Source organism: Streptomyces sp. NPDC001351 (assembly GCF_042896045.1).
Lineage (GTDB): Bacteria > Actinomycetota > Actinomycetes > Streptomycetales > Streptomycetaceae > Streptomyces.
The window spans coordinates 148,498-171,532 of the sequence record NZ_JBIAWS010000014.1; the positions used below are offsets into that span (position 1 = coordinate 148,498).

Genomic DNA, 23,035 nt, shown 5'->3' on the forward strand with positions numbered 1-23,035 from the left:
CGGGGCCGCCCGAAGAGCGGCCCCGGCGCGCTGGCCGTGGGTCAGCCGACGAACTCGCCCACGGCCGCCTTGAGTTCGGCCAGTCCCTTCTTCGCGTCGGTGAAGAACATCCCGGTCTTCGGGTCGGTGTAGAGCTCGTTGTCGATGCCGGCGTAGCCGTGGCCCATCGAGCGTTTGATGACGACTACGCTCTTGGCCCGGTCGACGTCGAGGATCGGCATGCCCGAGATCGCGTTGCCGGGTCGGCGGGCGATCGGGTTGGTGACGTCGTTGGCGCCGATGACGAGAGCGACGTCCGCCTGCGGGAACTCGGGGTTGACCTCGTCCATCTCCTTCAGCTGGGTGTAGGGGACGTTGGCCTCGGCCAGCAGCACGTTCATGTGTCCGGGCATGCGCCCCGCGACCGGGTGGACGGCGTAACTGACGTCGATGCCGTGGTCCGTGAGCATCTTGGCGAGGTCGCCGAGTTCGTGCTGGGCCTGGGCCGCGGCGAGGCCGTAACCGGGGACGAAGATGACCTTGCTCGCGTACGCAAGCTGGATCGCCACATCGTCCGCGGAGACCGACCGCACCTGGGCGGGAGCTGCGCCGACAGCGACCGGGGCGCTGTCGCCGGTGCCGAAGCCGCCGACCACGATGCCCGCGATCGACCGGTTCATGGCGTCGGCCATCAGTTTGGTGAGGATGCCGCCGGAGGAGCTGACCAGCATGCCGGCGACGATCAGCGCGGTCTCGTTCAGGACGAAGCCCGCCATGGCGACCGCGGATCCCGTGAACGCGTTCAGCAGGGCGATGACGACGGGCATGTCCGCGCCGCCGATCGGGAGCACCATCGTCACGCCGAACAGCAGGGCGACAGCAACCAGTCCGTACAAGGCGGTTCGGGAGTCCGGCGACAGGACCAGCCAGACGGTGCCGGCGACGAACGAGACCGGCAGCAACACGTTCAGCAGCCGTGCTCCCGGGAAGACCACCGGCGCCCCGGAGACGACGCCCTGGAGCTTGCCTGCCGCGATCAGCGATCCGGAGAAGGTGACCGCGCCGATGACGACGTCCAGGGCACCCGGCAGGGAGACCCGTGCGCCGAGCGCGGCCGGGTGGTCCGCCTGGAGCAGGTCGTTGACCGCGATGAGGGCGGCCGCCCCGCCGCCGACCGCGTTGAAGAGGCTGACCAGTTGGGGCATGGCGGTCATCTTGACCTCGCGCGCGGCGTACAGGCCGAGCGCGGCGCCGACGAGTCCGCCGGAGGCCAGCACCAGCCAGCCGGTCGTGCTGATGGTGCCTTCGTGGGCCACCAGCCACACCGTGGCGGCGATCGCGACGGCCATCGCCCCGGCGGAGATCGTATTGCCGCGTCGGGCCGTGCGCGGGTGGTTCATCAGGTGCAGGCCGAGGACGAAGCAGGCGGCCGTGGCGAGGAAGACGTAGTGGACGGCGTTGGAGACGGTGTCCATGGCACTCACACCTCCGCCTTCTCACGCGTGTCCGACGTGGTGGGCCTGGCCTTGAACATCTCCAGCATGCGGTCGGTCACGACATATCCGCCGACGACGTTCATGGCGCCGAACACCATGGCCGCGAAGGCGAGAACGTAGCCCAGCCAGGTGTGCGACTCGGCTGCGATCAGCATGGCGCCGATGACGACGATGCCGTGCACCGAGTTGGAGCCGGACATCAGGGGGGTGTGCAGGGTCGCGGGGACCTTGCTGATGACCTCGACGCCGACCAGGACGCTCAGCACGAAGACGGTGACAGCGGTGAGCAGATCGAGGTTGTTCATGAGAGGGCTCCTCCCGTGAGCGCGGCCGTGATCTCGTCGGCCGGGTCGAAGAGCAGTTCGCCGTCGTGCACGAGGTGGCGCAGCAGCGCGACCAGGTTGCGGGCGTAGCCCGTGGACGCGGCGGTCGCCATCGCGGACGGCAGCCGTCCGGCGCCGATGACGGTGACTCCGCCCGCCAGGACCTGCGTCTTGTCGGGTTCGGAGACCTCGACGTTTCCGCCGAGTTCGCTCGCGGCGAGGTCGACGACCACCGAACCGGGCTTCATGGCCTCGACGGCCTCGGCGGTGACCAGCAACGGCGGCTTGCGGCCCGGCACCTGGGCCGTGGTGATCACGATGTCGGTGCGGGCGATGTGCGCGTCCAGCGCCGCTCGCTGGGCCTGCTGTTCCGCCTCGGTCAACTCCCGCGCGTAGCCGCCCTGTCCGGCGCCCGATCCGGTGCCTGACGGGTGCTGGATCTCGAGGAATCGGGCGCCGAGCGACTCCACCTCCTCTCGTGCCGCGGGGCGTACGTCGTAGGCCGTGACGACGGCGCCGAGGCGGCGGGCCGTGGCGATCGCCTGCAGTCCGGCCACTCCGGCGCCGAGGACGAGGACCTGAGCGGGGCGCATGGTGCCCGCCGCGGTGGTCAGCATCGGGAAGAACCGGTCGTAGGAGTCGGCCGCGAGCACGGCAGCCTTGTAGCCGGCGACATTGGCCTGGGAGGTCAGCGCGTCCATGGACTGGGCGCGGCTGAGGGTGCGGGGCAGCAGGTCGAGGCTCACCGTCCGCACTCCGCGCTCGGCCAGTTCCCGGGCCAGGGCGGGGTGGCGCATGGGTTCGAGCAGGCCGATCAGGGTCTGTCCGGCACGCAGCGACTCGGCGGTCTCCGGGTCCGGCGGGCCGACGCACAGGACGGCGTCCGCGCGTGCGTACAGTTCCTCAGGGGGCACGACGGCCGCGCCGGCGGCGGTGTAGTCGGCGTCGGTGAACCAGGCGCCGGAGCCTGCCCCGGTTTCGACCAGGACGTCAAGTCCGGCCCGGACCAGGAGAGTTACCGCCTCGGGGACGAGGGCGACACGGCGTTCGCCGGGCGCCCGCTCCCGTACGGCGCCTACGGTGACGGTGGGCATGATCTGCTGCCTCTCCCTGTGGTCCGCTGGTCGCGGGCCTCAGAATTCGAAGACGAGCCGGGCTTCGGCCCGTCCGCCGAGGACCTCGTCGAAGGAGTCGTTGACCTCGTCCAGGCGCCGCGTTTCGGCGATGACCCGGGTGCGTCCGGCCGCGTGCAGCGCGAACACCTCGGCCAGGTCCTGGCGGGTGCCGACGATGGAGCCGATGACGGAGATGCCGCCGAGGACGGTCTCGAAGATCGGCACGTTGATCGCGGCGTTGTCGGCGGGCAGGGCGACCATGACCAGGCGTCCGCCCCGGTTGAGGGACCTGTAGGCCTGCTCGAACGCCTTGGGCGCGGCGGCGAGTACGACGGCGACGTCCGCTCCGCCGGCCTTCTTGATCTCCTCGACCGGGTCGTGCGTGCGGGCGTTGACGGTCTGGTCGGCGCCGAGCCGGTGGGCCAGGCCCAGCTTGTCGGGTTCCACGTCGACGGCGGTGACCAGGCCGCCGACGAGGCGCGCGTACTGGAGCGCCAGATGCCCGAGGCCGCCGATGCCGAAGACCGCGACCCGTTCGGCCGGGACCACCTTCGCGACCTTGATCGCCTTGTACGTGGTGACGCCCGCGCAGGTCAGCGGTGCCGCGTCGAACGAGCTGACGCCCTCGGGCACCTGGACGACCGCGCCGGCGTTCGCGAGAGCGTACTCGGCGTAGCAACCGTCCACGGAGTAACCGGAGTTGACCTGGCTCTCGCACAGCGTCTCCCAGCCCGAGACGCAGTAGCGGCAGGTGCCGCAGGACGAACCGAGCCACGGTATGGCGACCCGCTTGCCGGCCAGGGCGGCCGGGACACCGGCGCCGACGGCCTGTACGGTGCCGATGCCCTCGTGGCCGGGGATGAACGGCGGCTGCGGCTTGATGGGCCAGTCGCCGTGGGCGGCGTGGATGTCGGTGTGGCAGAGGCCGGAGGCCTCCATCTTGACGAGCACCTGGCCGGGGCCGGGCGCGGGGACGGGCAGGTCCTGGATCTCCAGGGGCTTCCCGAAGTCGGTGACCACTGCTGCCTTCATCGATCTGCTCCTCAACTCGTCTTGTTCCGTGGCGCCTTGACCCGGGTCACGAAGTGCAGCCCGTCCCCGGCTGCGAGGGAGAATCCGCCCGGTGTGCCCTCTTCGACGTCCAGGACATAGAAGGGGCGGCCGAACGCCTCGTACTGTTCGGCGTCCATGTGGAAGGTGCAGCCGTCCACGACGCCGACGAGCATGTCGCCGTCTCCCAGGGCGAATTCGCCGCCGGGGAAGCACATCGGGTCGCTTCCGTCGCAGCAGCCGCCCGACTGGACGAACATCACGGGCCCGCCGTGGTCGGCACACAGGGCCGCGATGGCCCTGCGCGCCGCCCGCGTGGCGGTGACGCGCCCGACGGTGCCGCATGCGACCTTCTCGGACATGTCGCCGCCCACCTCCTAGAACAGCCCCAGCGGCTTGGTGCCGTAGCTGACCAGGAGGTTCTTGGTCTGGCTGTAGTGCTCGAGCATCATCTTGTGCGTCTCGCGGCCGATGCCGGAGACCTTGTAGCCGCCGAACGCCGCGCCTGCCGGGTACTGGTGGTAGCAGTTCGTCCAGACCCGGCCCGCCTTGATGGCGCGGCCCATGCGGTAGGCGAGGGCGCCGTCGCGGCTCCACACGCCGGCCCCGAGGCCGTAGAGCGTGTCGTTGGCGATCTCCAGTGCCTCCGCCTCGTCCTTGAAGGTCGTCACGGCGAGCACGGGTCCGAAGATCTCCTCCTGGAAGACCCGCATCTTGTTGTGGCCCTTGAGGACGGTCGGCTCGTAGAAGTAGCCGTCCGCGAACGCGCCGCCCAGGGCGGGCCGGTGGCCGCCGGCCAGCAGTTCGGCGCCCTCCTTCAGGCCGATCTCGACGTACGAGGCGATCTTCTCGATCTGCTGCTTCGACACCTGGGGGCCGATCATGGTCGCGGTGTCGAGGGGGTCGCCCTGCTTGATGGCGCGGATGCGCTCCAGGCAGCGGGCCATGAACTCCTCGTAGATGTCCTCCTGGATGAGGGCGCGGGAGGGGCAGGTGCAGACCTCGCCCTTGTTGAACGCGTACAGGACGAGTCCCTCGACGGCCTTGTTCAGGAAGTCGTCGTCCTTCGCGGCCACGTCGCCAAAGAAGATGTTCGGCGACTTGCCGCCCAGCTCCAGGGTGACCGGGATGATGTTCTGGGACGCGTACTGCATGATCAGCCGGCCCGTGGTGGTCTCGCCGGTGAAGGCGACCTTGGCGATGCGCTTGTTGGTGGCGAGCGCCTTGCCGATCTCAGCGCCGGGTCCGTTCACGACGTTGACCGCGCCGGGCGGCAGGATGTCGCCGACGACCTCCATCAGCTTCAGGATCGACCACGGGGTCGGCGAGGCGGGCTTGAGCACGGAGGTGTTGCCCGCGGCGAGCGCCGGGGCCAGCTTCCACGCGGCCATGAGCAGCGGGAAGTTGAAGGGGATGATCTGCCCGACCACGCCCAGCGGCTCGTGGAAGTGGTAGGCGATCAGGTCCTTGTCGATCTCGGTGATCTCGCTCTCCTCGGCCCGGACCGCGGACGCGAAGTAGCGGAAGTGGTCGGCGGCCAGGGGGATGTCGGCGGCCAGGGTCTCGCGGACCGGCTTGCCGTTGTCCCAGCTCTCGGCGACGGCGAGTTCCTCACGGTGGGCGTCGATGGCGTCGGCCACCTTGTTCAGGACGGCCGCGCGCTGGGCCGTGGAGGCCTCCCCCCAGGCGTCCTTGGCTGCGTGGGCGGCGTCCAGGGCGAGTTCGATGTCCTCGGCGCCGGACTTCGGGACCTCGCAGACCGGCTTCGCGGTCGCGGGGCACAGGTTGACGGAGTACTGGCCGGTGCTGGGCGCCTGCCACTTGCCGCCGATGAAGTTCTCGTACCGGGGCGCGACGTCCACGGGGCTGCCGGGCCTGCCGGGAGGCTCGTACTTCATGATCGTCCCCTTTCCGGACACGACGATCGGGTCATGCTGGAACGCTAGGAGCGGGAACGCTGCAACCACGCTGCATGCGGCGCGACCTGCTGCGGGACGGCCGGCCGGGGGCCCAGTGCGCGGGCGCGGGCCGCGGCGGCCGCCCGCTGCGCCGAGCCGCCCGGCAACCGGTGGGCGAGGGTCAGCCATGCGGAGGCGTCGGCGGCTCCCCACTCGGCGCCCACCCAGCGGCGCAGCAGCGCCGTGTCGCCGGCGGCCAGCACGGCGCCGCGCAACTGCTGTTCCAGGCACCGCCGTTGCTCCACCACGACGGGTGCGTCGGAACGCGGCAGGAGCGGACCGGTGTAGCGGGTCAGGGCCTCGGCCGTCCGTCCCGCCGCGAGCAGGTCGGCGACGTCGCCGAAGTCGGTGTGAGCGGTGCACAGGAGCGCGTACGGGCGCGAGCCGAGCAGGCCGGGGCCGAGGACCGCGCGCAGCCGGGTCATCTCGGCGCGCAGCGTGGAGGCGGGCACCTCGTGCTCGGACAGGTCGACGGCGAGCCGCTCCCCGCTCACGCCGTGACCCGCCAGGGCGAGCGCGACGACGATCTCGCTGTGCCGTCGGCTGAGCTGGAGCACGCGCCCGTCGGTCTCGAGTACGGCGCTGTCCCGGCCGAGCGCTCTCAGGCGTGCCCCGGGCGCCCAGGTGTCGGTGCCGAGCGGCGCCGACGGCCGCTGCGCGAGCTCCGCCTGTGCCGCCAGCGCGGCCGCACGCACCGCGGCGAGCGCGGGCGGGGTGGCGATGCTGGCGCCGCCGGTGAGGTCGATGACGCCGAGGACGCGGCCGGTGGCGGGGTCCCGTACAGGAGCTGCGGCGCAGGACCAGGCGTGCGCGGCGGCGCTGTAGTGCTCGCCGGTGACGATCTGGACGGGGCGCGCCAACTCCAGTGCGGTGCCTGGGGCGTTCGTCCCCGCCTGCGCCTCGGACCACAGGGCTCCCTCGGCGAAGTGCATGGCCTCGGCGCGTCCGACGGTCGCGCGGTCGCCCTCGACCCACAGCAGGGTCCCGTCCGCGTCCCCGACCGCGAAGAGGTGCCCGTCGTCGGCGGCCCCGGTCCCCAGCAGCTCCCGGAACAGGGGCAGCACGCCGGCCAGCGGGTGGGTGCGGCGGTAGGCGGCCAGTTCCTCGGATGTGGTGCGCAGGGACGGCAGCCGGCCGCCGTCGGCCCGTACGTCGGTGGCGGCGCAGCGCCGCCATGAGTCGGCCACCAGACCGCGCACGCCCGGCGGTGCCTGGGGCGCGGTCACGAATCGCTCGTGCGCGGCGCGCAGCGCGGGGGCCGAGGCCGCGGTGGAAGCGTCCATGCCACCTCCTGATATGCCGTCCTCCCGGTCCGGCCCCACCAGCCTCACCCGCGCGGCGGGCAGGGGTGCAGAGGCCGAAGGGCCCCTGCCGCAGGGCCTGGTGGGCTCACGTCAGGAGGCAAGCGTCACAAGGAGATGCGGGCCGCTATTCCCGGGGCAGCGGTACGTGCCAGGCAAGCACCGTGCCGCTCGCGGTCCCGGTGTCGACGTCCAGCGCTCCGCCCAGCTGCTCGGCCCGTTCGGCCATGTTCCGCAGACCGCTGCGGCGGCCCCCGGGCGGGATGCCCACACCGTTGTCGGTGACCGTCAGCCGGACCTCGCGGCCGTCGGTCTCCAGGACGACGTCGGTACGGTCGGCGCCGGCGTGCCGGGCGATGTTGGTCAGGGCCTCGGAGAGGACTGCCTCGACATGGGCGGCGATCTCCTGCGGCACGTCGGTGTCCAGCAGGCCTTCCATCCGCACGCTGGGTGCGAAGCCCAGCACCGGGGCCGCCTCGCCGACCACACGCACCACCCGCGCCCGCAGCCCGGTGCCGGCACCGCCCTCACGGGCTCGCAGACCGAAGATCGTCGACCTGATGATCTTGATCGTCTCGTCCAGGTCGTCGACCGCACGCACCACGCGTTCGGCGGCCTCCTGGTGCTCGATGAAACGGCCGGCGCTCTGCAGCGTCATTCCGGTGGCGAACAGCCGCTGGATCGCCAGGTCGTGCAGGTCGCGGGCGATCCGGTCCCGGTCCTTGAGCACCGCGATCTGCTCGGCGTCCTGGCGGCGTTCGGCCAGTTCCATCGCGATGGCGGCTTGCGCGGCGAAGGCATGCAGGGGCTCGGTCTCCATGTCCGTGAACATCGGCTGGCCGGTTTTGCGCGCCAGCAGGACCACACCGCGCGGGCCGGGCTCGCCCGTGCCGATGGGCACGGCCACGGCGGGGCCCAGCCCCTCGAAGCGCACGGGCTCCCGTGAGATCCGTTCGTCGTGAGCGGCATCCTCGCTGGTCACCGGAGTGGCCTCGGAGAACGCCAGCCCCATGAGGCTCCGGTCCATGGGCAGCACGAGGCCGCGATGTGCCTCGGCATCCATCCCGACGGCGATCTCCACGGCGAGCGAGGCGGTGTCCTCCATGGGCAGGGCGACCGCCGCCAGGGCCGACCCCGTGATCTCCCCGGCCCGCTCCGCGATGAGGCGCAGGACGTCGGAGCGCGCACGGCCGGACATCAGGTCGTGGGTGATCTCCGCGTTCGCCTGCAGCCACCGCTCGCGCAGCCGGGACTCCTCGTACAGGCGGGCGTTGTCGATGGCGACACCGGCCGCCACGGCCAGCGTCGCCAGGACCGACTCGTCCTCCTCGTCGAACTGCACGCCCCCGCGCTTCTCGGTCAGGTACAGGTTGCCGAAGACCTGCTCGCGCACCCGGATGGGAACCCCGACGAAGGTGTTCATCGGCGGGTGGTGGGCCGGGAAGCCGTATGACGCGGCATGCTGGGAGATCTTGGCCAGCCTCAGGGGCTCGGGGTGGCGGATGAGCTCCCCGAGGATGCCGTGGCCCTCGGGGAACGGGCCGATCCTGGTGATCTGCTCCTCCGTGACCCCGATCGTGTGGAAGGCCGACAGGCGCTTGCCGTCCGGGCCGATCACGCCGAGGGCGGCGTACTCCGCGTCGACCAGCGTCGCCGCGGCCTCCACGATGCTGCGCAGTGCCTGCTCCAGGTCGAGCTCCCGGCCCACCGAGAGGACGGCCTCCAGGAGGCTGTGCACCCGGTCACGGGTTCCGCGCGCCGCGTCCAGACGGGCCTGCAGCTCCCCCAGGAGCTCGTCCAGCCTCAGCTGCGGCAACCGTACGCGCGGCGCCTGGGACTCCTCAGGGCTTCCCACGGCAGATCCTCCAGCTCCGGTTACCACAGCGGCGGCCGACCGCCCGGTCATGTGCCACGGTAACGGTCCAGGGCAGGAGGCGGTACGGAACGGCCGGGTTCGCGGGGCTCCGACGCCGGTCAGGGGCGCGGCAGGCGGGCGGCGACGTACTCGGTCAGGTCGAGGAGGCGGTTGGTGTAGCCCCACTCGTTGTCGTACCAGCCGAAGACCTTCACCAGCTCACCGTTCGCCTGGGTCAGCGGGGCGTCCAGGACGCACGAGGCGGGGTCGCCGACGACGTCGCGGGAGACGATCGGGGCGTCGCAGACCCGCAGGACGCCCTTCAGCGGACCGTCCGCGGCCTCCCGGTATGCGGCGTTGATCTCGTCCGCGGTCACCGGCCGTTGGAGGACCACGCTCAGGTCGGTCAGCGAGCCGTCCTCCACGGGCACGCGTACGGCGATGCCGTCGAGGGTGCCGGCCAGCTCCGGCAGGACGAGGCCGACGGCCCGTGCGGCCCCGGTGCTGGTGGGGATGATGTTGACGGCGGCGCTGCGGCCGCGGCGCGGGTCCTTGTGCGGCCCGTCCAGGACCACCTGGTCGTTGGTGTAGCCGTGGATGGTGGTCATCAGACCCTTGACGATGCCGAAGTGCTCGTCGAGCACCTTCACCATGGGGGCCACGCAGTTGGTGGTGCAGGAGGCGTTGGAGACGACGTGGTCGCTGTCGGGGTCGTAGGTGCCCTCGTTGACGCCCATCACGAGGGTGGCGTCGACGCCCTTGCCCGGCACGGACAGCAGCACCTTGCGGGCGCCCGCCCTCAGATGCGCCCCGGCCTGCTCGCGGGTGCGGAAGCGGCCGGTGGACTCGATGACGACGTCCACTGCGTGCTCGCCCCAGGCGAGGGCGGCCGGGTCGCGTTCGGCGGTCACGGCGATGCGGTGGCCGTCGACCGTCAGGGAGCTGTCGTCGTGCTCGACGGTGCGATGCAGCCGGCCGTACGTGGAGTCGTACTCCAGGAGATGGGCCAGCGCCGCCGACGAGGTGATGTCGTTGACCGCCACGACCTCGACCGGTGTGCCGGTGCCGCTCTCGGCCCGCTCCAGCACCAGCCGAAGATAGTTGCGTCCGATGCGGCCGAAGCCGTTGATGCCGACGCGTACGCTCATGTCCGTCGCCCTCCCGATCGTCGCCCGGCTGTGTCCGGGGTCTGCCGCCAGCCTGCTGACGGCGGGCCGGGCGGGGCTTGGGCCGGACGGGGGCGAGCGGGGGACGTTCGGCCCTGGGCGTCAGTGGCCTTGCTGCCGGAGCCGGTCCTCGGCCTGGGTGGCGATGACGGCGGCCTGGATGCGCCGTTCCACGCCGAGCTTGGCCAGCAGGCGGGAGATGTGGTTCTTCACCGTCTTCTCCGCGAGGAACAGCCGCTGGCCGATCTGCCGGTTGGTGAGGCCCTCACCGATGAGGGAAAGGATCTCCCGTTCCCGGTCGGTCAGGCCCGGCAGCGGGTCGGGTTCCTCCTGCTGCTGCCCGCCACGCAGACGGGCCATCAGCCTGGTGGTGGCGCTCGGATCCAGCAGCGACTGGCCCGCGGCGACCGTACGCACGGCGGACACCAGGTCGGATCCCTGGATCTGTTTGAGGACGTACCCGGACGCGCCCGCCATGATCGAGTCGAGCAGGGCCTCCTCGTCGTCGAACGAGGTCAGCATGAGGCAGGCCAGTTCGGGCAGGCGTGAGCGCAGCTCCCGGCAGACCGTCACGCCGTCACCGTCGGGCAGCCGCACGTCGAGCACCGCCACCTGTGGTCGCAGCGCCGGAACACGGACCAGGGCCTGCTCGACGGTGGAGCCCTCACCGACCACGGTGATGTCCGCCTCGTCGTCGAGGAGGTCGCGCACCCCGCGACGTACCACTTCGTGGTCGTCCAGCAGGAAGACCCGGATCGGGCCCTCGGGACCGGGCCGTTCGCCGTCCGCCATCGAATGCTCCTTGTCCTGCGCTCCGCGCCGGATCACCTGCGCCGGTTTCCGAGATATTCGCCCCTGCCCGCCGGGAGGACCAGGGCCGGTCGGCCCCGATCCCTGTGTCTGTCTCCGCCCTCCGGTACCCGTTCGGCCCACCGTCGGACCCGCTCGCGAGGTCCCGGGGCCGACCGGACGCGGAAGAGGGCCGAACGGGCCCTTACCTCTGGTGCGACAGGGCGGTTCGATTGATGGTCAGCAGTGAGCCGCCGACCCGTACGGAAACCCGCCATGCGCCTCGACAACACCCAGCCGGTCCCCGTCGGGCCGCGCCTGAGCATCGAGCTGGACAGCGATGAAGCGCTGCGGCTGCTGGGCAGCGTGTCCGTGGGAAGGATCGTCTTCACGCGGCACGCGCTGCCGACCATCCGCCCGGTCAACCACATCCTGGACCACGGTGACATCGTCATCCGCACCCATGAGGCGGCGGCCCTGACCTCCCGAGCGCGCGAGTCCGCGCCGTCGGGCGTGGTCGTGGCCTACGAGGCCGACACCATCGACCCGGCCACGCACCTCGGCTGGAGCGTGGTCGCCACCGGCTACGCCCAGCTGGTGACCGACCCGGAGGAGCTGGCCCGCTATCGGCGGCTGCTGCATCCGTGGGTGCAGCAGACCATGGACTACGCGGTCCGCATCCGGCCCGACCTGGTCACCGGCATCCGTCTCACGGACACCCGGGCACCACGTCAGGACGTCGGCTGAGGCGGGCCCCGTGACGGGGACCGACGGCCCCCGGATCGGCCCCAACGGCCCTCGCCCCGGCCGGGCTTCGGCGCCCACGCTGGACCTGGGCCCAGGTCGCCGCGGCGGCGCCACGGGCCGAAGGAGCTGATCGCCATGACGACCCTGGCGGGAACACCTGACCGTCCTGTGCGGGTGAACGCGGTGCTCGACGCGCCGCTGTCCCGGTGGCTGTGGCTGGTGAAGTGGATCCTGGTGATTCCGCACTACGTGGTGCTGTTCTTCCTCTGGATCGCCTTCACCCTGGTGAGCGTGGTCGCGTTCTTCAGCATCCTGTTCACCGAGCGCTATCCACGGTCCCTGTTCGACTTCAACCTGGGCGTGCTGCGCTGGAGTTGGCGGGTGGCGTACTACTCGTACGGGGCTCTGGGCACCGACCGGTACCCCCCGTTCAGCCTGGGTGAGGAGCCCGAATACCCCGCACGCCTGGACATCGCCTACCCCGAGCGGCTCTCCCGTGGACTGGTGCTGGTGAAGTGGTGGCTGCTGGCCATCCCGCACTACATCGTCATCGGGTTCTTCCTCGGCGGCTGGCACCTCGGCTGGTGGGACGGCGGACTGGTGGCCGTGCTGGCGGTGATCGCCGCCGTGACCCTGGCCTTCACCGAGAAGTACCCGCGGGCCCTGTTCGACCTGATCCTCGGGCTCAACCGGTGGGTGCTGCGGGTGGCCGCCTATGCCGCCCTGATGACGGACACCTATCCGCCCTTCCGGCTCGACATGGGCGGCACCGAGCCCCACGAACCCTTCGCGCCCGGGGACCCGTCGTGACCACCCTGCTGGTGGGGGCGTTCCTGATCGTGCACGGGCTGTTGCACCCCGGCGTGTGGACGGCGCCGCAACAGCCCGGCACGGCGGCCCCGTTCGCTCCCGGGCACTCGTGGGTGCTGGCGGCCGTGGGGGTCCGCCCGGCCCCGGCCTGGGCGGCGGCGCTCGTGCTGGCCTGGTACACGGCGGTGGTGTACGCCGTCGCCGGCACCGGAGTGCTGGCGGGCGCCGACTGGTGGCCCACGGCCGCCCTTGTCGCCGCGTCGAGCGGGCTGGTGCTCAAGGCGGTCTGGTTCGACCCGTGGCTGAGCGTCGGTGTGCTGCTGGACGTGGGCGTGATCACCGCTGTGGCCTGTTCATGGCCCGCCTCCGTCTACTGACGTCCTTACTGACGTCCCCCGAAGCCCTCGGGCGGGAGATCAGTCGTGAGGCACCACCGCGACCGGTGCGGCGGCATGCTGCAGCACCGCGTGGGCCACGGGACCGATGTGACCGCCGATCGAAGTGTGCCGTTCACTGCGGCCCACGACGACCAGGCCCGCATCGCGTGAGGCGTGCACGAGATGACGGCCGGCGCTGCCGATCACGGCCTGTGCGTGGACCTCGACGCCGGGGAACTTGTCCCGCCACGGCCGCAGTATGTCGCTCAGCGCGTGCCGCACCTGCTCGGCCAGTTCCTCGTTCAGCCCGACGTCCATGGCGCTGCCGTAGCCGTAGGAGGTCGGCAGGCTCCAGCCGTGGATGATCTGCAGGCCGCTTGCGCGGCGCAGGGCCGCGTCGAACGCGAAGCCGATCAGCGCGTCGCCGGGGTCGTCCAGGTCCAGCCCGAGCAGTACATCCCGATACGGGGTGGCGGTGGACGTGCCGCCCGAGGCGTCCGGCAGATGCTCGTCCTGGGCGCGCTCGCCGGCCCGGACGAGAACGACGGGCCGCGCGGCACGGGCCACGACGGGGAGGGAGACGGAGCCGACCAGGAACCCGGCGACCGTGCCGAGCCCCCGGGATCCGAGGACCAGCAGGTCGGCCTCCTCCGCGGCGGCCAGGAGGGCCGCGACCGGCCGGCCTCCGGCCTGCTGTGTCCCGATGTCCAGACCGGGGTGGCGGTCTGCGAGCCGGGACTGCGCGTCGTGCAGCAGGGTCTTGGCCCACGCGTGCTGCGTGTCGATCGCGCCCGGGGCGGGAACTCCGGCGAGGGCGGGGACCAGGTGGGACTGCTGTTCCCGGGCGTGCAGCAGGCACAGCGCTGCCCCGCGTTGCTCTGCTTCGCGGGCGGCCCAGTCGGCGGCGGCGAGGCTCTGCGGTGAGCCGTCGAGGCCGACGGTGATGGTGGGCATGCGGACCTCCTTCGGGGTTGCTCTGCCAGTTTCCGGACGGCGCGGGTGACGCAGGAGGGGCCTCAAGTCCCTGCCGGGGACCGGTCGGCCCACGCACAGCAGGTGCGCAACGCTTCTCAGGCTGCAGGCAGGGCCGGCCGCACCAGCGTGCCGGAGCGGCCGTGCACGATCTCGTAGGCCGCGTCCAGGGCGCCGATCGCGGCCAGGCCCCCCGTGCGTTCGACGAACCGGGCGGCCGCCTCGGCCTTGGGTCCCATCGAGCCGGCGGGGAAGCCGGCCCGGCGCAGTTCGGCGGGGGTGGCGTCGAGCACGGGCCGCTGCTTCGGGGTGCCGAAGTCGGCGTAGACATTGGGCACGTCGGTGAGGATGAGCAGGAAGTCGGCCTTGAGGTCCTCGGCGAGCAGGGCGGCCGTCAGGTCCTTGTCGACGACGGCCTCGACGCCGCTGAGGGCGCCGGTGTCCCGGTCGGCGGTGACGGGGACGCCTCCGCCGCCGGCGCAGATCACCAGCGTGCCGCCGCTGAGGAGGTGGTGGATGGTGTCGGTCTCCACGATGCGCTCGGGTGCCGGGGAGGCGACGACGCGCCGCCACCCGGTGGTGTCCTGGGCCATGCGCCAGCCGCGTTCACGCGCGAGCGACCGGGCCGCGTCCGGGGGGTGGGCCTGCCCGACGTATGTCGTCGGGTGCCGGAACGCGGGATCGTCGGCCCGTACGAGTGTGTGGGTGACGAGCGCGGCGATCGGGTGCCCGGGCAGTGTGTCGTGCAGGGAACGCACCAGCAGGGAGCCGATCATGCCCTGGGTCCGGGCGCCGAGCAGGTCGAGCGGGTAGGGGGCGCTCAGGGCGGGGTCGGTGGCGCTCTCCAGGGCGAGCAGCCCGATCTGCGGGCCGTTGCCGTGGGTGAGGACCACCTCGTGGTCGTAGGCGAGCGCGGCGATCACGGTGGCGACCCGGTCGATGTTCGCCAACTGGACGTCCGCGTCCGGGCGTTCGCCGCGGCGCAGCAGGGCGTTGCCGCCGAGGGCGATGACGATGCGCATGGTTCAGTCCTCCAGGGTGGCCACGAGGACGGCCTTGATGGTGTGCAGCCGGTTCTCGGCCTGCTCGAAGACGAGGGAGGCGGGCGAGGAGAAGACGTCGTCGGTGACTTCGAGCGCGCTCAGGCCGTAGAGGTCCAGCAGGGCGTGGCCGAGCGCGGTCCGGTCGTCGTGCAGGGACGGCAGGCAGTGCATGAACTTGACGTCCGGGTTGCCGGTCGCGGCCAGGGTCTTCTCGGTGACCTGGTAGGGCAGCAGCAGTTCGATACGTTCACGCCAGGCCGCGGCGGGCTCGCCCATGGAGACCCAGACGTCGGTGTGCAGGAAGTCGGCGCCGCGTACGGCGGTCTCGATGTCCTCGGTGAGCGTGATGCGCGCTCCGCTGCCCTCGGCGAGCCTGCGGCATCGGGTGACCAGCTCCGCCTCCGGCCACAGGGCGCGGGGGGCGGCGATCCGTACGTCCATGCCGAGCAGAGCGCCCATCGACAGCAGGGAGTTGCCCATGTTGTTGCGGGCGTCGCCGAGATAGCAGTAGCTGATGTCGGGCAGGGGCTTGGGGCTGTGCTCGCGCATGGTGAAGACGTCGCACAGGCTCTGGGTGGGGTGCGCGCTGTAGGTCAGGCCGTTGTAGACGGGCACGCCGGAGTGGGCGGCGAGTTCGGTGACGAGTGCCTGCGCGCAGCCGCGGTACTCGATGCCGTCGAACATCCGGCCGAGGACACGGGCGGTGTCGGCGATGGACTCCTTGGTGCCGACGTGGGTGTCGCCGGGGCCCAGGTAGGTGGTGGCGGCGCCCTGGTCGGCCGCGGCGACCTCGAAGGCGCAGCGGGTGCGGGTGGAGGTCTTCTCGAAGATCAGCGCGAGGTGCTTTCCGGTCAGCCGGGGCCTTTCGGTGCCGGCCCGGCGGGCCGTCTTCAGGTCGGCGGCGAGGTCGAGGAGCTGCTGGATCTCGCGTGCGGTGAAGTCGAGTTCGCTGAGGTAGGAGCGGCCTCGCAGGTCGATGGTCATGTCGGTCCTTGTGGGTGCGCTCAGGCGGCCGGGTCGCGTTCGATCGGTCAGCTCATGCAGCGGGATCCGCCCCGGCCGCGGCCGAGTTCGGCGCCACGTCGAAACCGGCCTCCTGGGCGCTGCTGGGACGCAGGGTCCAGGAGCGCAGGCCGGGCACAGAACCGGGACTTCGGTGCACCCGGGCCTCGCCCACGCGGTGATCCAGTACGTCTGGTGGTGGACATGGGCGGGCTCCTTGTGCGGGTGGCCGCGGTTCGGTCTCTCCCTGACCGATCCTTCTGCGCGCCCGGGAGCGTGGTCAGCGGCCACTGGTCCCCGCACGGACCCGTTGGTCCCCTGGCCGGATCCCCACTCGGCCCCTGTCGGGGCATACGCAGCGGGCACCTGATGGGAAGCCTGCCGATCCTCGCGCAAGGCCTTGACCGCTCGCCCGATCCGTCCGAGGAGGTCAGGTCGTCGTGGCCTTCCTTGGAGCCTGAGTCCCTTTCGGCTACACGGAGGGCTGGTTCGAGGTGGCGTGGATGGAGCCGAGCAGTCTGAGGGCCTGGGCGCTGGAGCTGCCCGGTTCGGCTTGGTAGATGACGAGTTGCTGGCCTGGAGCGTCCCGTACGTCGAAGGCCTGGTAGACGAGGGTCAGGGCCCCAACCTCGGGATGGAGGAAGTGCTTGGCGTCCTGGGTCTTGCCCCGCACGGCGTGGGTGGTCCACAGACGGGTGAAGTCCATGCTGTGCTCGGTGAGGGCGCGGACGAGTTCCCGCAGTCGCGGGTTGTCCGGGTCGAGGCCGGCCGCCTGGCGCAGATGGCCCACCGTGGCCTGCGCCGTGCGGCTCCACCGGGTGTAGAACTGCCGCCCCACCGGGTCGAGGAAGGTCATGCGGGCCAGGTTGTCCGCCTGGTCGAAAGGTGAGTACAGAGCGTCGGCCAGAGCGTTGGTCGCCAGGATGTCCAGCGTCCGGTTGACGACGAAGGCCGGGGCGCCCGGGTAGCCGTCCATCAGCTGGCGAAGGGCGGGAGTGACCCGGTCCGTGGTGTGGGTGAACTGGTGGCTCGGCGCTGTCCCGGCCAGCTGGTGCAGGTGCGCGTACGCGTCGGGGTCCAGTTGAAGGGCGCGGCCCAGCGCGTCGAGGACCTGGGCCGAGGGGTGGCGTTCGCGTCCCTGTTCCAGCCGACTGTAGTAATCCACGTTCATCCCGGCCAGGACGGCGACCTCTTCCCGGCGCAGTCCGGTGACCCTGCGCACGCCGTGGCCGGCCATGCCGACGTCCTGCGGCCGCAGTGCCGCTCTGCGTGCGCGCAGGAACTCTCCCAGGTGGTTGTCGGTCATGGCCTCAGGCTAGGCCGCAAGGCGCTGTGTTGCCTGGGTGCGGTGCACCCAGGCAACACACGTCCTGGTCGACGGCCTCCGGGCTGCCCAGACTCGGTCGGGCAGACAGATCCGCACCCATGGACGAAGGGAGTCCGTCATGACAGGCAATCCGGAGGAGGGCCATGCCGACGTGGTCGGCATGTGGGTGACCGCCGACGGTCACATCCGCCAGGAGTTGCTGCCGGACGGCCGGTACGACGAGGCCCGCGGTGACCGGCGCAGCGCCTACCGGGGCCGCTACATGGTGACCGGCAGCCACATCGACTACGTCGACGACTCCGGGTTCACCGCGACGGGCGACATCCGTGACGGTGTGCTCCACCACGAGCACCTCGTGCTCTACCGAGAGGAAAAGCAGGCATGACGCACACAGCCAAGGTCGTGGCCGTCACCGGAGCAAGCAGCGGGATCGGAGAGGCGACCGCCCGCAGGCTTGCCGCCGACGGCCACCGGCTGTTCCTCGGAGCGCGGCGCACCGATCGTCTCGAGGCGCTGACCAAGGAGATCACCGCCGCAGGCGGCACCGCGGCGTTCCAGCGGCTGGATGTCACGGATGCCGCCGATGTCGGTGACTTCATGTCCACCGCCCGCGAGCGCTACGGCCGAGTGGACGTGGTGGTCAACAACGCCGGAGTGATGCCGCTCTCGCCGCTGGAAGCGCTGAAGGTCGACGAGTGGGACCGGATGATCGACGTGAACGTGCGGGGAGTCCTGCACGGTATCGCCGCCGCTCTGCCCGCGATGCGCGCTCAGGGCGGCGGGCACTTCGTGAACATCGCCTCCGTCGGCGCTTACGAGGTCTCACCGACCGCCGCCGTCTACTGCGCGACCAAATTCGCCGTCCGCGCGATCTCCGAGGGACTGCGCCAGGAGTCCACCGGGAACATCAGGGTCACCCTCGTCTCCCCCGGCGTCACCGAGTCCGAACTCGCCGACGGCATCTCCGACTCCGCTGCCAGGGAGGCCATGAAGACCTACCGCGCCGTGGCGCTGCCGGCCTCCGCCATCGCGGAGGCCATTGCCTACGCCATTGCTCAGCCTTCGCAGGTCGACGTCAACGAAATCATCGTCCGTCCCACCGCAAGCGCCCAATGACCACCTGCGGTACGGGCGCACGTGGTGCGCGGCAGTCTCACCGATACCGGCGCTGGGCCGCACCAAGTGATCTCTGCTCGCCTTGCGCCACGGTGTTCCGGCTGGGGCAGATCGTGGCCGCGGGTGGCACACCTGGCCGTGGCCGCAGCGCGAGTTGTGCCTCCACATGCCCGACCGCACAGCTGCTCCCCGCCGCGGCCGTGCGACCTTTCCGACGGCCCGCGGCCGTCGCAGCCATGTGGTCCGCACCGCCGAGTGTGTCGAGTCGCCCGTCCTGGGCGAGGTCCGTTCGGGTCCGGGGCACCGTGGAGGGGCGCACGGCTCTGACATCGCGGGTTCACCGCAAGGGGGTACGGTCCGCGGAACGTCTGGCACATCCCCTCCCCGGCCGGCAGGGCCGCACGGGTCCCACGGTGCCCCGGGCGGCCCCTCTCCCCGCCCGACTGCTCGCGGGACGCTGACGGTGACCGCCCGCCCGGGCGGGAACCGTCCACTCGGGACCGATGCCATGATCACCGCAGCCGCCGTGCTCCAACTGCTGATTCTCGCGGGAGCGTTGTACGACACGGGACGTCTGCTGGCGTCGCCCGGAGCCCGTCGTCCGGTGTGCCCCCGGCTACGGCACGGTCGCACGGCGCTCGAAGCGGCCGAGCGGCAGCTGGTGGAACAGCGGCTGCGCGTCCTGATCGACGCGGCCGCCTACCGGGAGCGGATGCGGTCCCTCGCGGACGGGCGACGCCCCCGGGCGGGGCGCCGCGGCTGACTCCGGGAGCTTGCCACGCGCGCGGTGACATCTGGCGCTGTCCTTCGCCAGGAAGCAGTCGCCTCCGGCCTCCTCCACGTACCGAGCCACCCCTGCGTGGCAAGACCCCGAACGTCCCTCGGACAGGTACGGTCGCCCCTCTCTCCCCCGTGGCCACGGCGTGATCATTGAGTCGGGCGCGGACGCCGGGCACGGCATCCGAAAGGGTTCCCCCGTCCCCGCCGGAAACGGCGTCCGTGCCAGGGGGACGGCCCTGCGAGGGGTCGTGGCCGCACGAGGGTCGTCGGCCGCGTGTCCGCGCGATACGCAGCCGCGCGGACACGTCCCCCGGCCCGACGGCGGACAGGGCCCAAGGGGACAGGTCCATGGCGCCGCACGGCCCCCACGCTCCGGGCGGGCCATGGGGCCGGGGTTCCCCAACCCATGGGGCTACGTGGCCCCTCTTCCGCTCAGCGCCCGAAACGGCACCGAAACACAGCAGGACGACTGCTACACAGAAGGTCTCCGCGCATTCGACGCGGCGGTCCTCGCACCCCGATTCCCCCGCCCGGGAGGTTCCATGCTGCCCGCAGAATCCGCCGCCGTGGTACGTGCCACCCTGCCCGCCGTGGCCGGAGCGGTCGACGAGATCACGACGCGCTCTACGGGGCGATGTTCCAGGACCGGCCGGAACTGCTCGACGGAATGTTCGACCGCGGCAACCAGGCCGGCGGAGACCAGCGGCGCACACTGGCCGGCTCCACGGCCGGGTTCGCGACCACGCTGCCGGCAGACCCGGACCGCCGGTACGACGCATCCGGTACGAGGTCTTCGGCCCCGACCTGTGGCCGGCCGACAGCGCGGCCTGAACCACCTGCACCTTCCAGGAAAGGATCCACGATGACGCGCGACAACTCCCAGGCCGCACCCGCGGTGCGGCTGCGTTTCGACGGCCCGGTGGACCAGGAGACCCTCGCCTACGCCCGTACGAAGATCGACGCCGTCGTCGGCCGTTCCGGCCTGCCCGCCATCACCGGTGAGGTGAGGATCGTGCGGGCGGCCATCCGCCACGCCGACCGGCCCTGGCTGGCCACGGCCGACCTGCGCGTCGGCGGCCGGCAGGTGGTGGTGCTCGCCGAGGAGTCCACCGGCCGGGAGGTCGTGGACCTGCTCCAGGACCGGCTGCGCCGCCAGACCGACAAGGCCGCCCACGCCTGGGAAGACGGCCACCGGACCGAGGCGCCGCCGTGGCGCGGCGGCGGTCAGCAGTCGGCGTAAGGGCTCACTGGGAACGGCCCGGTCGGTGGCGGTCCACCGACCGGGCCGCTGTCATGTGCTGCCGCGGCGGGACGCGGGCCGACCGGCCCGCACAGGTGACCAACGGCCCACTGACCCGGCCCCCGGCGCACGAAAACGTGGGTGCCGTGGTTCCCGGACCGGCGGGCGAGGACGAGGAGTTGTGTGATGGCGAAGGCGTACCTGGTGGGCAGTGGGATCGCGGCGCTCGCCGCAGCCACGTTCCTGATCCGTGACGGCGGATTCGACGGGGCGGACATCCACCTCTTCGAGGAACAGCACACCGTCGGGGGCAGCCTGGACGCGGGCGGCAGTGCGGACGCCGGCTACAGCATGCGCGGGGGGCGGATGTTCGAGGCCGAGTTCCGCTGCACGTACGACCTGCTGTCCGCGATCCCCACCCTCGACGATCCCGCGGTGTCCGTGACCGAGGAGATCCTGGCGGGGCACGAGGAGTTCGCCTGGGACGACGTGGCACGTCTCGTCGACGGGGACGGAAAGATCGTCGACACCGCCTCCATGGGGTTCTCCGAGCGCGACCGGCTGGAACTGGTCCGGTGCCTGGCGAGTCCCGAGGGACACCTGGACGGCAAGCGCATCACGGACTGCTTCGGCGAGCACTTCTTCACCACGAACTTCTGGTTCATGTGGTGCACCACGTTCGCCTTCCAGCCCTGGCACAGCGCGATCGAGTTCCGCCGCTACCTGAGGCGGTTCATCCATCTCTTCCCCGAGTTCGCGTCGATGTCGGGCATCCACCGCACCCGCTACAACCAGTACGACTCGATCGTGCGTCCCCTGACGACATGGCTGCGGGAGCGCGGCGTCACCGTGCACACCGGAAGCCAGGTCACCGACCTCGGGTTCGCACCGGGGCACGACGGCACCACGGTCGAGACCCTCCATGTCTCCCGGGGCGGCCGCGACGAGAAGATCGCCGTGGCTCCCGAGGATCTGGTCCTGGTCACCAACGGCTCGATGACGGACGCCTCCAGCCTCGGCTCGCACACCACGGCGCCGCCCCCGCCCGGCCACCGCTCGCAGGCGTGGCTGCTGTGGCACCGCATCGCCCGCGGGCGTGAGGACTTCGGCAACCCGGCGGTGTTCGACAAGCACGTCAAGGAGTCCCGCTGGGAGTCGTTCACGGTCACCGCCAAGGATCCCGCCTTCCTGGACGCGCTGGCCGAGTTCGCGGGCCGTGAGACCGGCAGGGGCGGGCTGATGACCTTCACCGAATCCAACTGGCTGCTGACGATCGTCGCCAACCGCCAGCCGGTCTACCGCGACCAGCCCGAGGGCGTCTCGGTGTGGTGGGGCTACGGTCTGTTCCCCGGCCGCGCGGGCAACCACACGCCGAAGCCGATGACGATGTGCTCCGGCCGGGAGATCCTCGAGGAGCTGCTGCACCATCTGCACTTCGACGCGTCGTCGGCGGCCCGGGTCCTGGAGACCTCCACCGTGGTGCCCTGCCTGATGCCGTACATCACCAGCCAGTTCCTGGTCCGCCGCCGCGTGGACCGGCCCCGTGTCGTGCCCGAGGGATCGGTCAACCTCGCCTTCATCGGGCAGTTCGCGGAGGTACCGGACGACGTCGTCTTCACCGTCGAGTACTCGGTGCGCACCGCGTGGACGGCGGTGGCCCGGCTGCTGAACCTCGACCGGCAGCCTCCCGCGGTCTACAAGGGGCACCACGACCCCCGTGTCCTGGTTGCGGCTCTGGAGACGATGCACCGCCGGTGACCGGGCACGACTCGGCCGGTGGAAGCGTGTGCGGCATCAGGACCGCTCCGGCTCGGATCCGGTCGGCCTCTGTCAGCCGAGCATCCGCTTCCTCCACTGGGGGCCGACCCGCGCCCACTGCGCGTCCCACTCCGCAAGGCGCCGCCGGTCCAGCCGTCCGCGCGCGAGCCGTTCGCCGGCCAGGACCACGGCCCCGGCTCCCATGGCGGCCGCGGCACCGAACAGCGCCGTCTGCAGCCATGCCTCGGTCGGGCTCGCGGGTTCGAGAACCAGCCTGCCGGTGTGATCGGTCCAGGTGGTGATCCGGGTGCCGACGGCGGTGCCGGGCTCGACCCTCGTGGTGCCGGTGTGCGTCGAACCGTCGGCCGCGACCCACCGCACCTTCGCCCACACCTTGTCGTCGCTGTACCCCGACGTGGATACCGGCGGGATCCGTGGCGCGTCCTCGGTCAGCACCGCCGAGACGGAGTGCACGTCCGCGCGTCGTGCGGCGAGGTCGTCCCGCACCGCCTGCTGCGTCGCCAGGGCGGCCAACAGGCCGCCGAGCAGGGCGAGTGTCCAGGCGGCGAGCACGATCCACGCTTCCAGCCGGTCACTGCGGCGCCGCAGGGGATTGCGCCGCCACCGCCAGAACCTGATCCTCTTCGCCTTCGCACGGTGTGTCTTCATCGGTCGACACCCCATTTGTCGTACGCGCCGACGTGCTGAGTGACGTCCTCCACCTGGAACATCGCACGTCACGGCGGGCAGACGGGAGGGGCCGACCAGGCAGGCCCACAGGGCCGACCGGCCCGCGTCAGCGCGCCCCCGAGTGAGGCGACCAGGCAATCT

The 23,035-nt window shown here is 71.5% G+C and carries 23 protein-coding genes and 1 pseudogene; 9 read left to right on the top strand and 15 right to left on the bottom strand.

Features of this window, described 5'->3' with window-relative positions; all coding sequences use genetic code 11:
• Positions 1–41 precede the first annotated feature (41 nt).
• The 10 genes from ACFY1U_RS39305 to ACFY1U_RS39350 all read right to left on the bottom strand — a co-directional run bounded on the left by ACFY1U_RS39305 (position 42) and on the right by ACFY1U_RS39350 (position 11,035).
• Complete coding sequence (locus tag ACFY1U_RS39305) at positions 42–1,454, bottom strand: NAD(P)(+) transhydrogenase (Re/Si-specific) subunit beta (protein WP_390698826.1); 1,413 nt, start codon at positions 1,452–1,454, stop codon at positions 42–44.
• Positions 1,455–1,459: 5 nt separating this feature from the next.
• Positions 1,460–1,780, bottom strand: coding sequence for an NAD(P) transhydrogenase subunit alpha (locus ACFY1U_RS39310; RefSeq protein WP_390698827.1), 321 nt, complete (start codon positions 1,778–1,780; stop codon positions 1,460–1,462).
• Positions 1,777–2,892 (bottom strand): NAD(P) transhydrogenase subunit alpha, encoded by a 1,116-nt coding sequence (locus ACFY1U_RS39315; protein WP_390698828.1) that lies wholly within the window; start codon positions 2,890–2,892, stop codon positions 1,777–1,779. The genes ACFY1U_RS39310 and ACFY1U_RS39315 overlap by 4 nt, the downstream gene beginning before the upstream one ends.
• A 39-nt stretch (positions 2,893–2,931) precedes the next feature.
• Complete coding sequence (locus tag ACFY1U_RS39320) at positions 2,932–3,945, bottom strand: zinc-dependent alcohol dehydrogenase (protein WP_390698829.1); 1,014 nt, start codon at positions 3,943–3,945, stop codon at positions 2,932–2,934.
• Positions 3,946–3,956: 11 nt separating this feature from the next.
• Positions 3,957–4,325 carry a DUF779 domain-containing protein gene (locus ACFY1U_RS39325; RefSeq protein ID WP_390698830.1) on the bottom strand — a complete coding sequence of 123 codons (369 nt, stop codon included), beginning with the start codon at positions 4,323–4,325 and terminating at the stop codon, positions 3,957–3,959.
• Between the two features lie 15 nt (positions 4,326–4,340).
• On the bottom strand, positions 4,341–5,864 hold the full coding sequence (locus ACFY1U_RS39330) for an aldehyde dehydrogenase family protein (RefSeq protein ID WP_390698930.1): 1,524 nt from the start codon (positions 5,862–5,864) through the stop codon (positions 4,341–4,343).
• A gap of 41 nt (positions 5,865–5,905) precedes the next feature.
• Positions 5,906–7,204, bottom strand: coding sequence for a transcriptional regulator (locus ACFY1U_RS39335; RefSeq protein WP_390698832.1), 1,299 nt, complete (start codon positions 7,202–7,204; stop codon positions 5,906–5,908).
• Positions 7,205–7,349: 145 nt separating this feature from the next.
• Positions 7,350–9,077: a GAF domain-containing protein gene (locus ACFY1U_RS39340; protein WP_390698833.1), complete on the bottom strand. Its 1,728-nt coding sequence runs from the start codon at positions 9,075–9,077 to the stop codon at positions 7,350–7,352.
• A 119-nt stretch (positions 9,078–9,196) separates the two neighbouring features.
• Complete coding sequence (gene gap, locus ACFY1U_RS39345) at positions 9,197–10,225, bottom strand: type I glyceraldehyde-3-phosphate dehydrogenase (RefSeq protein ID WP_390698834.1); 1,029 nt, start codon at positions 10,223–10,225, stop codon at positions 9,197–9,199.
• Between the two features lie 120 nt (positions 10,226–10,345).
• Positions 10,346–11,035, bottom strand: a complete 690-nt coding sequence (locus tag ACFY1U_RS39350; RefSeq protein ID WP_390698835.1) for a response regulator — start codon at positions 11,033–11,035, stop codon at positions 10,346–10,348.
• A 273-nt stretch (positions 11,036–11,308) separates the two neighbouring features.
• Here ACFY1U_RS39350 and ACFY1U_RS39355 point away from each other — a divergent pair, with 273 nt between their 5' ends.
• The 3 genes from ACFY1U_RS39355 (at position 11,309) to ACFY1U_RS39365 (ending at position 12,966) form a co-directional block, all read left to right on the top strand.
• The gene (locus ACFY1U_RS39355; protein ID WP_390698836.1) at positions 11,309–11,779 is read left to right on the top strand and encodes a pyridoxamine 5'-phosphate oxidase family protein; all 471 of its coding nucleotides are present in this window, start codon (positions 11,309–11,311) and stop codon (positions 11,777–11,779) included.
• A gap of 135 nt (positions 11,780–11,914) precedes the next feature.
• Positions 11,915–12,589: a DUF4389 domain-containing protein gene (locus ACFY1U_RS39360; RefSeq protein ID WP_390698837.1), complete on the top strand. Its 675-nt coding sequence runs from the start codon at positions 11,915–11,917 to the stop codon at positions 12,587–12,589.
• Positions 12,586–12,966 (top strand): hypothetical protein, encoded by a 381-nt coding sequence (locus ACFY1U_RS39365; protein ID WP_390698838.1) that lies wholly within the window; start codon positions 12,586–12,588, stop codon positions 12,964–12,966. Before ACFY1U_RS39360 ends, ACFY1U_RS39365 begins: the two co-directional genes overlap by 4 nt.
• 39 nt (positions 12,967–13,005) lie before the next feature.
• On the opposite strand, the gene ACFY1U_RS39370 is transcribed toward ACFY1U_RS39365, so the two are convergent.
• The 4 genes from ACFY1U_RS39370 to ACFY1U_RS39385 form a co-directional block, all read right to left on the bottom strand.
• Entirely contained in the window at positions 13,006–13,920 is a 915-nt protein-coding gene (locus ACFY1U_RS39370) for a universal stress protein (protein WP_390698839.1), read from the bottom strand.
• A 116-nt stretch (positions 13,921–14,036) separates the two neighbouring features.
• Positions 14,037–14,960, bottom strand: coding sequence for a carbamate kinase (locus ACFY1U_RS39375; protein WP_390698840.1), 924 nt, complete (start codon positions 14,958–14,960; stop codon positions 14,037–14,039).
• 3 nt (positions 14,961–14,963) lie between these two features.
• Entirely contained in the window at positions 14,964–15,965 is a 1,002-nt protein-coding gene (gene argF, locus ACFY1U_RS39380; protein WP_390698841.1) for an ornithine carbamoyltransferase, read from the bottom strand.
• A 490-nt stretch (positions 15,966–16,455) separates the two neighbouring features.
• Positions 16,456–17,289, bottom strand: a complete 834-nt coding sequence (locus tag ACFY1U_RS39385; RefSeq protein ID WP_390698842.1) for a helix-turn-helix transcriptional regulator — start codon at positions 17,287–17,289, stop codon at positions 16,456–16,458.
• 139 nt (positions 17,290–17,428) lie between these two features.
• On the opposite strand from ACFY1U_RS39385, the gene ACFY1U_RS39390 reads away from it, so the two are divergent.
• The 6 genes and pseudogenes from ACFY1U_RS39390 (at position 17,429) to ACFY1U_RS39415 (ending at position 22,204) form a co-directional block, all read left to right on the top strand.
• Entirely contained in the window at positions 17,429–17,695 is a 267-nt protein-coding gene (locus ACFY1U_RS39390) for an Atu4866 domain-containing protein (protein WP_390698843.1), read from the top strand.
• Positions 17,692–18,426, top strand: coding sequence for an SDR family oxidoreductase (locus tag ACFY1U_RS39395; RefSeq protein ID WP_390698844.1), 735 nt, complete (start codon positions 17,692–17,694; stop codon positions 18,424–18,426). Before ACFY1U_RS39390 ends, ACFY1U_RS39395 begins: the two co-directional genes overlap by 4 nt.
• 508 nt (positions 18,427–18,934) lie before the next feature.
• Positions 18,935–19,189, top strand: coding sequence for a hypothetical protein (locus ACFY1U_RS39400; protein ID WP_390698845.1), 255 nt, complete (start codon positions 18,935–18,937; stop codon positions 19,187–19,189).
• Between the two features lie 559 nt (positions 19,190–19,748).
• A pseudogene (locus ACFY1U_RS39405) lies at positions 19,749–19,984 on the top strand (hemin transporter); the annotation flags it as partial.
• 84 nt (positions 19,985–20,068) lie between these two features.
• Positions 20,069–20,446, top strand: coding sequence for a hypothetical protein (locus ACFY1U_RS39410; protein ID WP_390698931.1), 378 nt, complete (start codon positions 20,069–20,071; stop codon positions 20,444–20,446).
• Between the two features lie 186 nt (positions 20,447–20,632).
• Positions 20,633–22,204, top strand: a complete 1,572-nt coding sequence (locus ACFY1U_RS39415; protein ID WP_390698846.1) for an oleate hydratase — start codon at positions 20,633–20,635, stop codon at positions 22,202–22,204.
• 72 nt (positions 22,205–22,276) lie between these two features.
• On the opposite strand, the gene ACFY1U_RS39420 is transcribed toward ACFY1U_RS39415, so the two are convergent.
• Positions 22,277–22,873, bottom strand: a complete 597-nt coding sequence (locus ACFY1U_RS39420; protein ID WP_390698847.1) for a hypothetical protein — start codon at positions 22,871–22,873, stop codon at positions 22,277–22,279.
• Positions 22,874–23,035: the final 162 nt, after the last annotated feature.

Bases quoted from the DNA above. Each gene is read 5' to 3' on its own strand.
- ACFY1U_RS39305 (WP_390698826.1), bottom strand. From the start codon at position 1,454: ATGGACACCGTCTCCAACGCCGTCCACTACGTCTTCCTCGCCACGGCC.
- ACFY1U_RS39310 (WP_390698827.1), bottom strand. From the start codon at position 1,780: ATGAACAACCTCGATCTGCTCACCGCTGTCACCGTCTTCGTGCTGAGC.
- ACFY1U_RS39315 (WP_390698828.1), bottom strand. From the start codon at position 2,892: ATGCCCACCGTCACCGTAGGCGCCGTACGGGAGCGGGCGCCCGGCGAA.
- ACFY1U_RS39320 (WP_390698829.1), bottom strand. From the start codon at position 3,945: ATGAAGGCAGCAGTGGTCACCGACTTCGGGAAGCCCCTGGAGATCCAG.
- ACFY1U_RS39325 (WP_390698830.1), bottom strand. From the start codon at position 4,325: ATGTCCGAGAAGGTCGCATGCGGCACCGTCGGGCGCGTCACCGCCACG.
- ACFY1U_RS39335 (WP_390698832.1), bottom strand. From the start codon at position 7,204: ATGGACGCTTCCACCGCGGCCTCGGCCCCCGCGCTGCGCGCCGCGCAC.
- gap (WP_390698834.1), bottom strand. From the start codon at position 10,225: ATGAGCGTACGCGTCGGCATCAACGGCTTCGGCCGCATCGGACGCAAC.
- ACFY1U_RS39350 (WP_390698835.1), bottom strand. From the start codon at position 11,035: ATGGCGGACGGCGAACGGCCCGGTCCCGAGGGCCCGATCCGGGTCTTC.
- ACFY1U_RS39355 (WP_390698836.1), top strand. From the start codon at position 11,309: ATGCGCCTCGACAACACCCAGCCGGTCCCCGTCGGGCCGCGCCTGAGC.
- ACFY1U_RS39360 (WP_390698837.1), top strand. From the start codon at position 11,915: ATGACGACCCTGGCGGGAACACCTGACCGTCCTGTGCGGGTGAACGCG.
- ACFY1U_RS39370 (WP_390698839.1), bottom strand. From the start codon at position 13,920: ATGCCCACCATCACCGTCGGCCTCGACGGCTCACCGCAGAGCCTCGCC.
- ACFY1U_RS39375 (WP_390698840.1), bottom strand. From the start codon at position 14,960: ATGCGCATCGTCATCGCCCTCGGCGGCAACGCCCTGCTGCGCCGCGGC.
- argF (WP_390698841.1), bottom strand. From the start codon at position 15,965: ATGACCATCGACCTGCGAGGCCGCTCCTACCTCAGCGAACTCGACTTC.
- ACFY1U_RS39385 (WP_390698842.1), bottom strand. From the start codon at position 17,289: ATGACCGACAACCACCTGGGAGAGTTCCTGCGCGCACGCAGAGCGGCA.
- ACFY1U_RS39390 (WP_390698843.1), top strand. From the start codon at position 17,429: ATGACAGGCAATCCGGAGGAGGGCCATGCCGACGTGGTCGGCATGTGG.
- ACFY1U_RS39395 (WP_390698844.1), top strand. From the start codon at position 17,692: ATGACGCACACAGCCAAGGTCGTGGCCGTCACCGGAGCAAGCAGCGGG.
- ACFY1U_RS39400 (WP_390698845.1), top strand. From the start codon at position 18,935: ATGATCACCGCAGCCGCCGTGCTCCAACTGCTGATTCTCGCGGGAGCG.
- ACFY1U_RS39410 (WP_390698931.1), top strand. From the start codon at position 20,069: ATGACGCGCGACAACTCCCAGGCCGCACCCGCGGTGCGGCTGCGTTTC.
- ACFY1U_RS39415 (WP_390698846.1), top strand. From the start codon at position 20,633: ATGGCGAAGGCGTACCTGGTGGGCAGTGGGATCGCGGCGCTCGCCGCA.
- ACFY1U_RS39420 (WP_390698847.1), bottom strand. From the start codon at position 22,873: ATGAAGACACACCGTGCGAAGGCGAAGAGGATCAGGTTCTGGCGGTGG.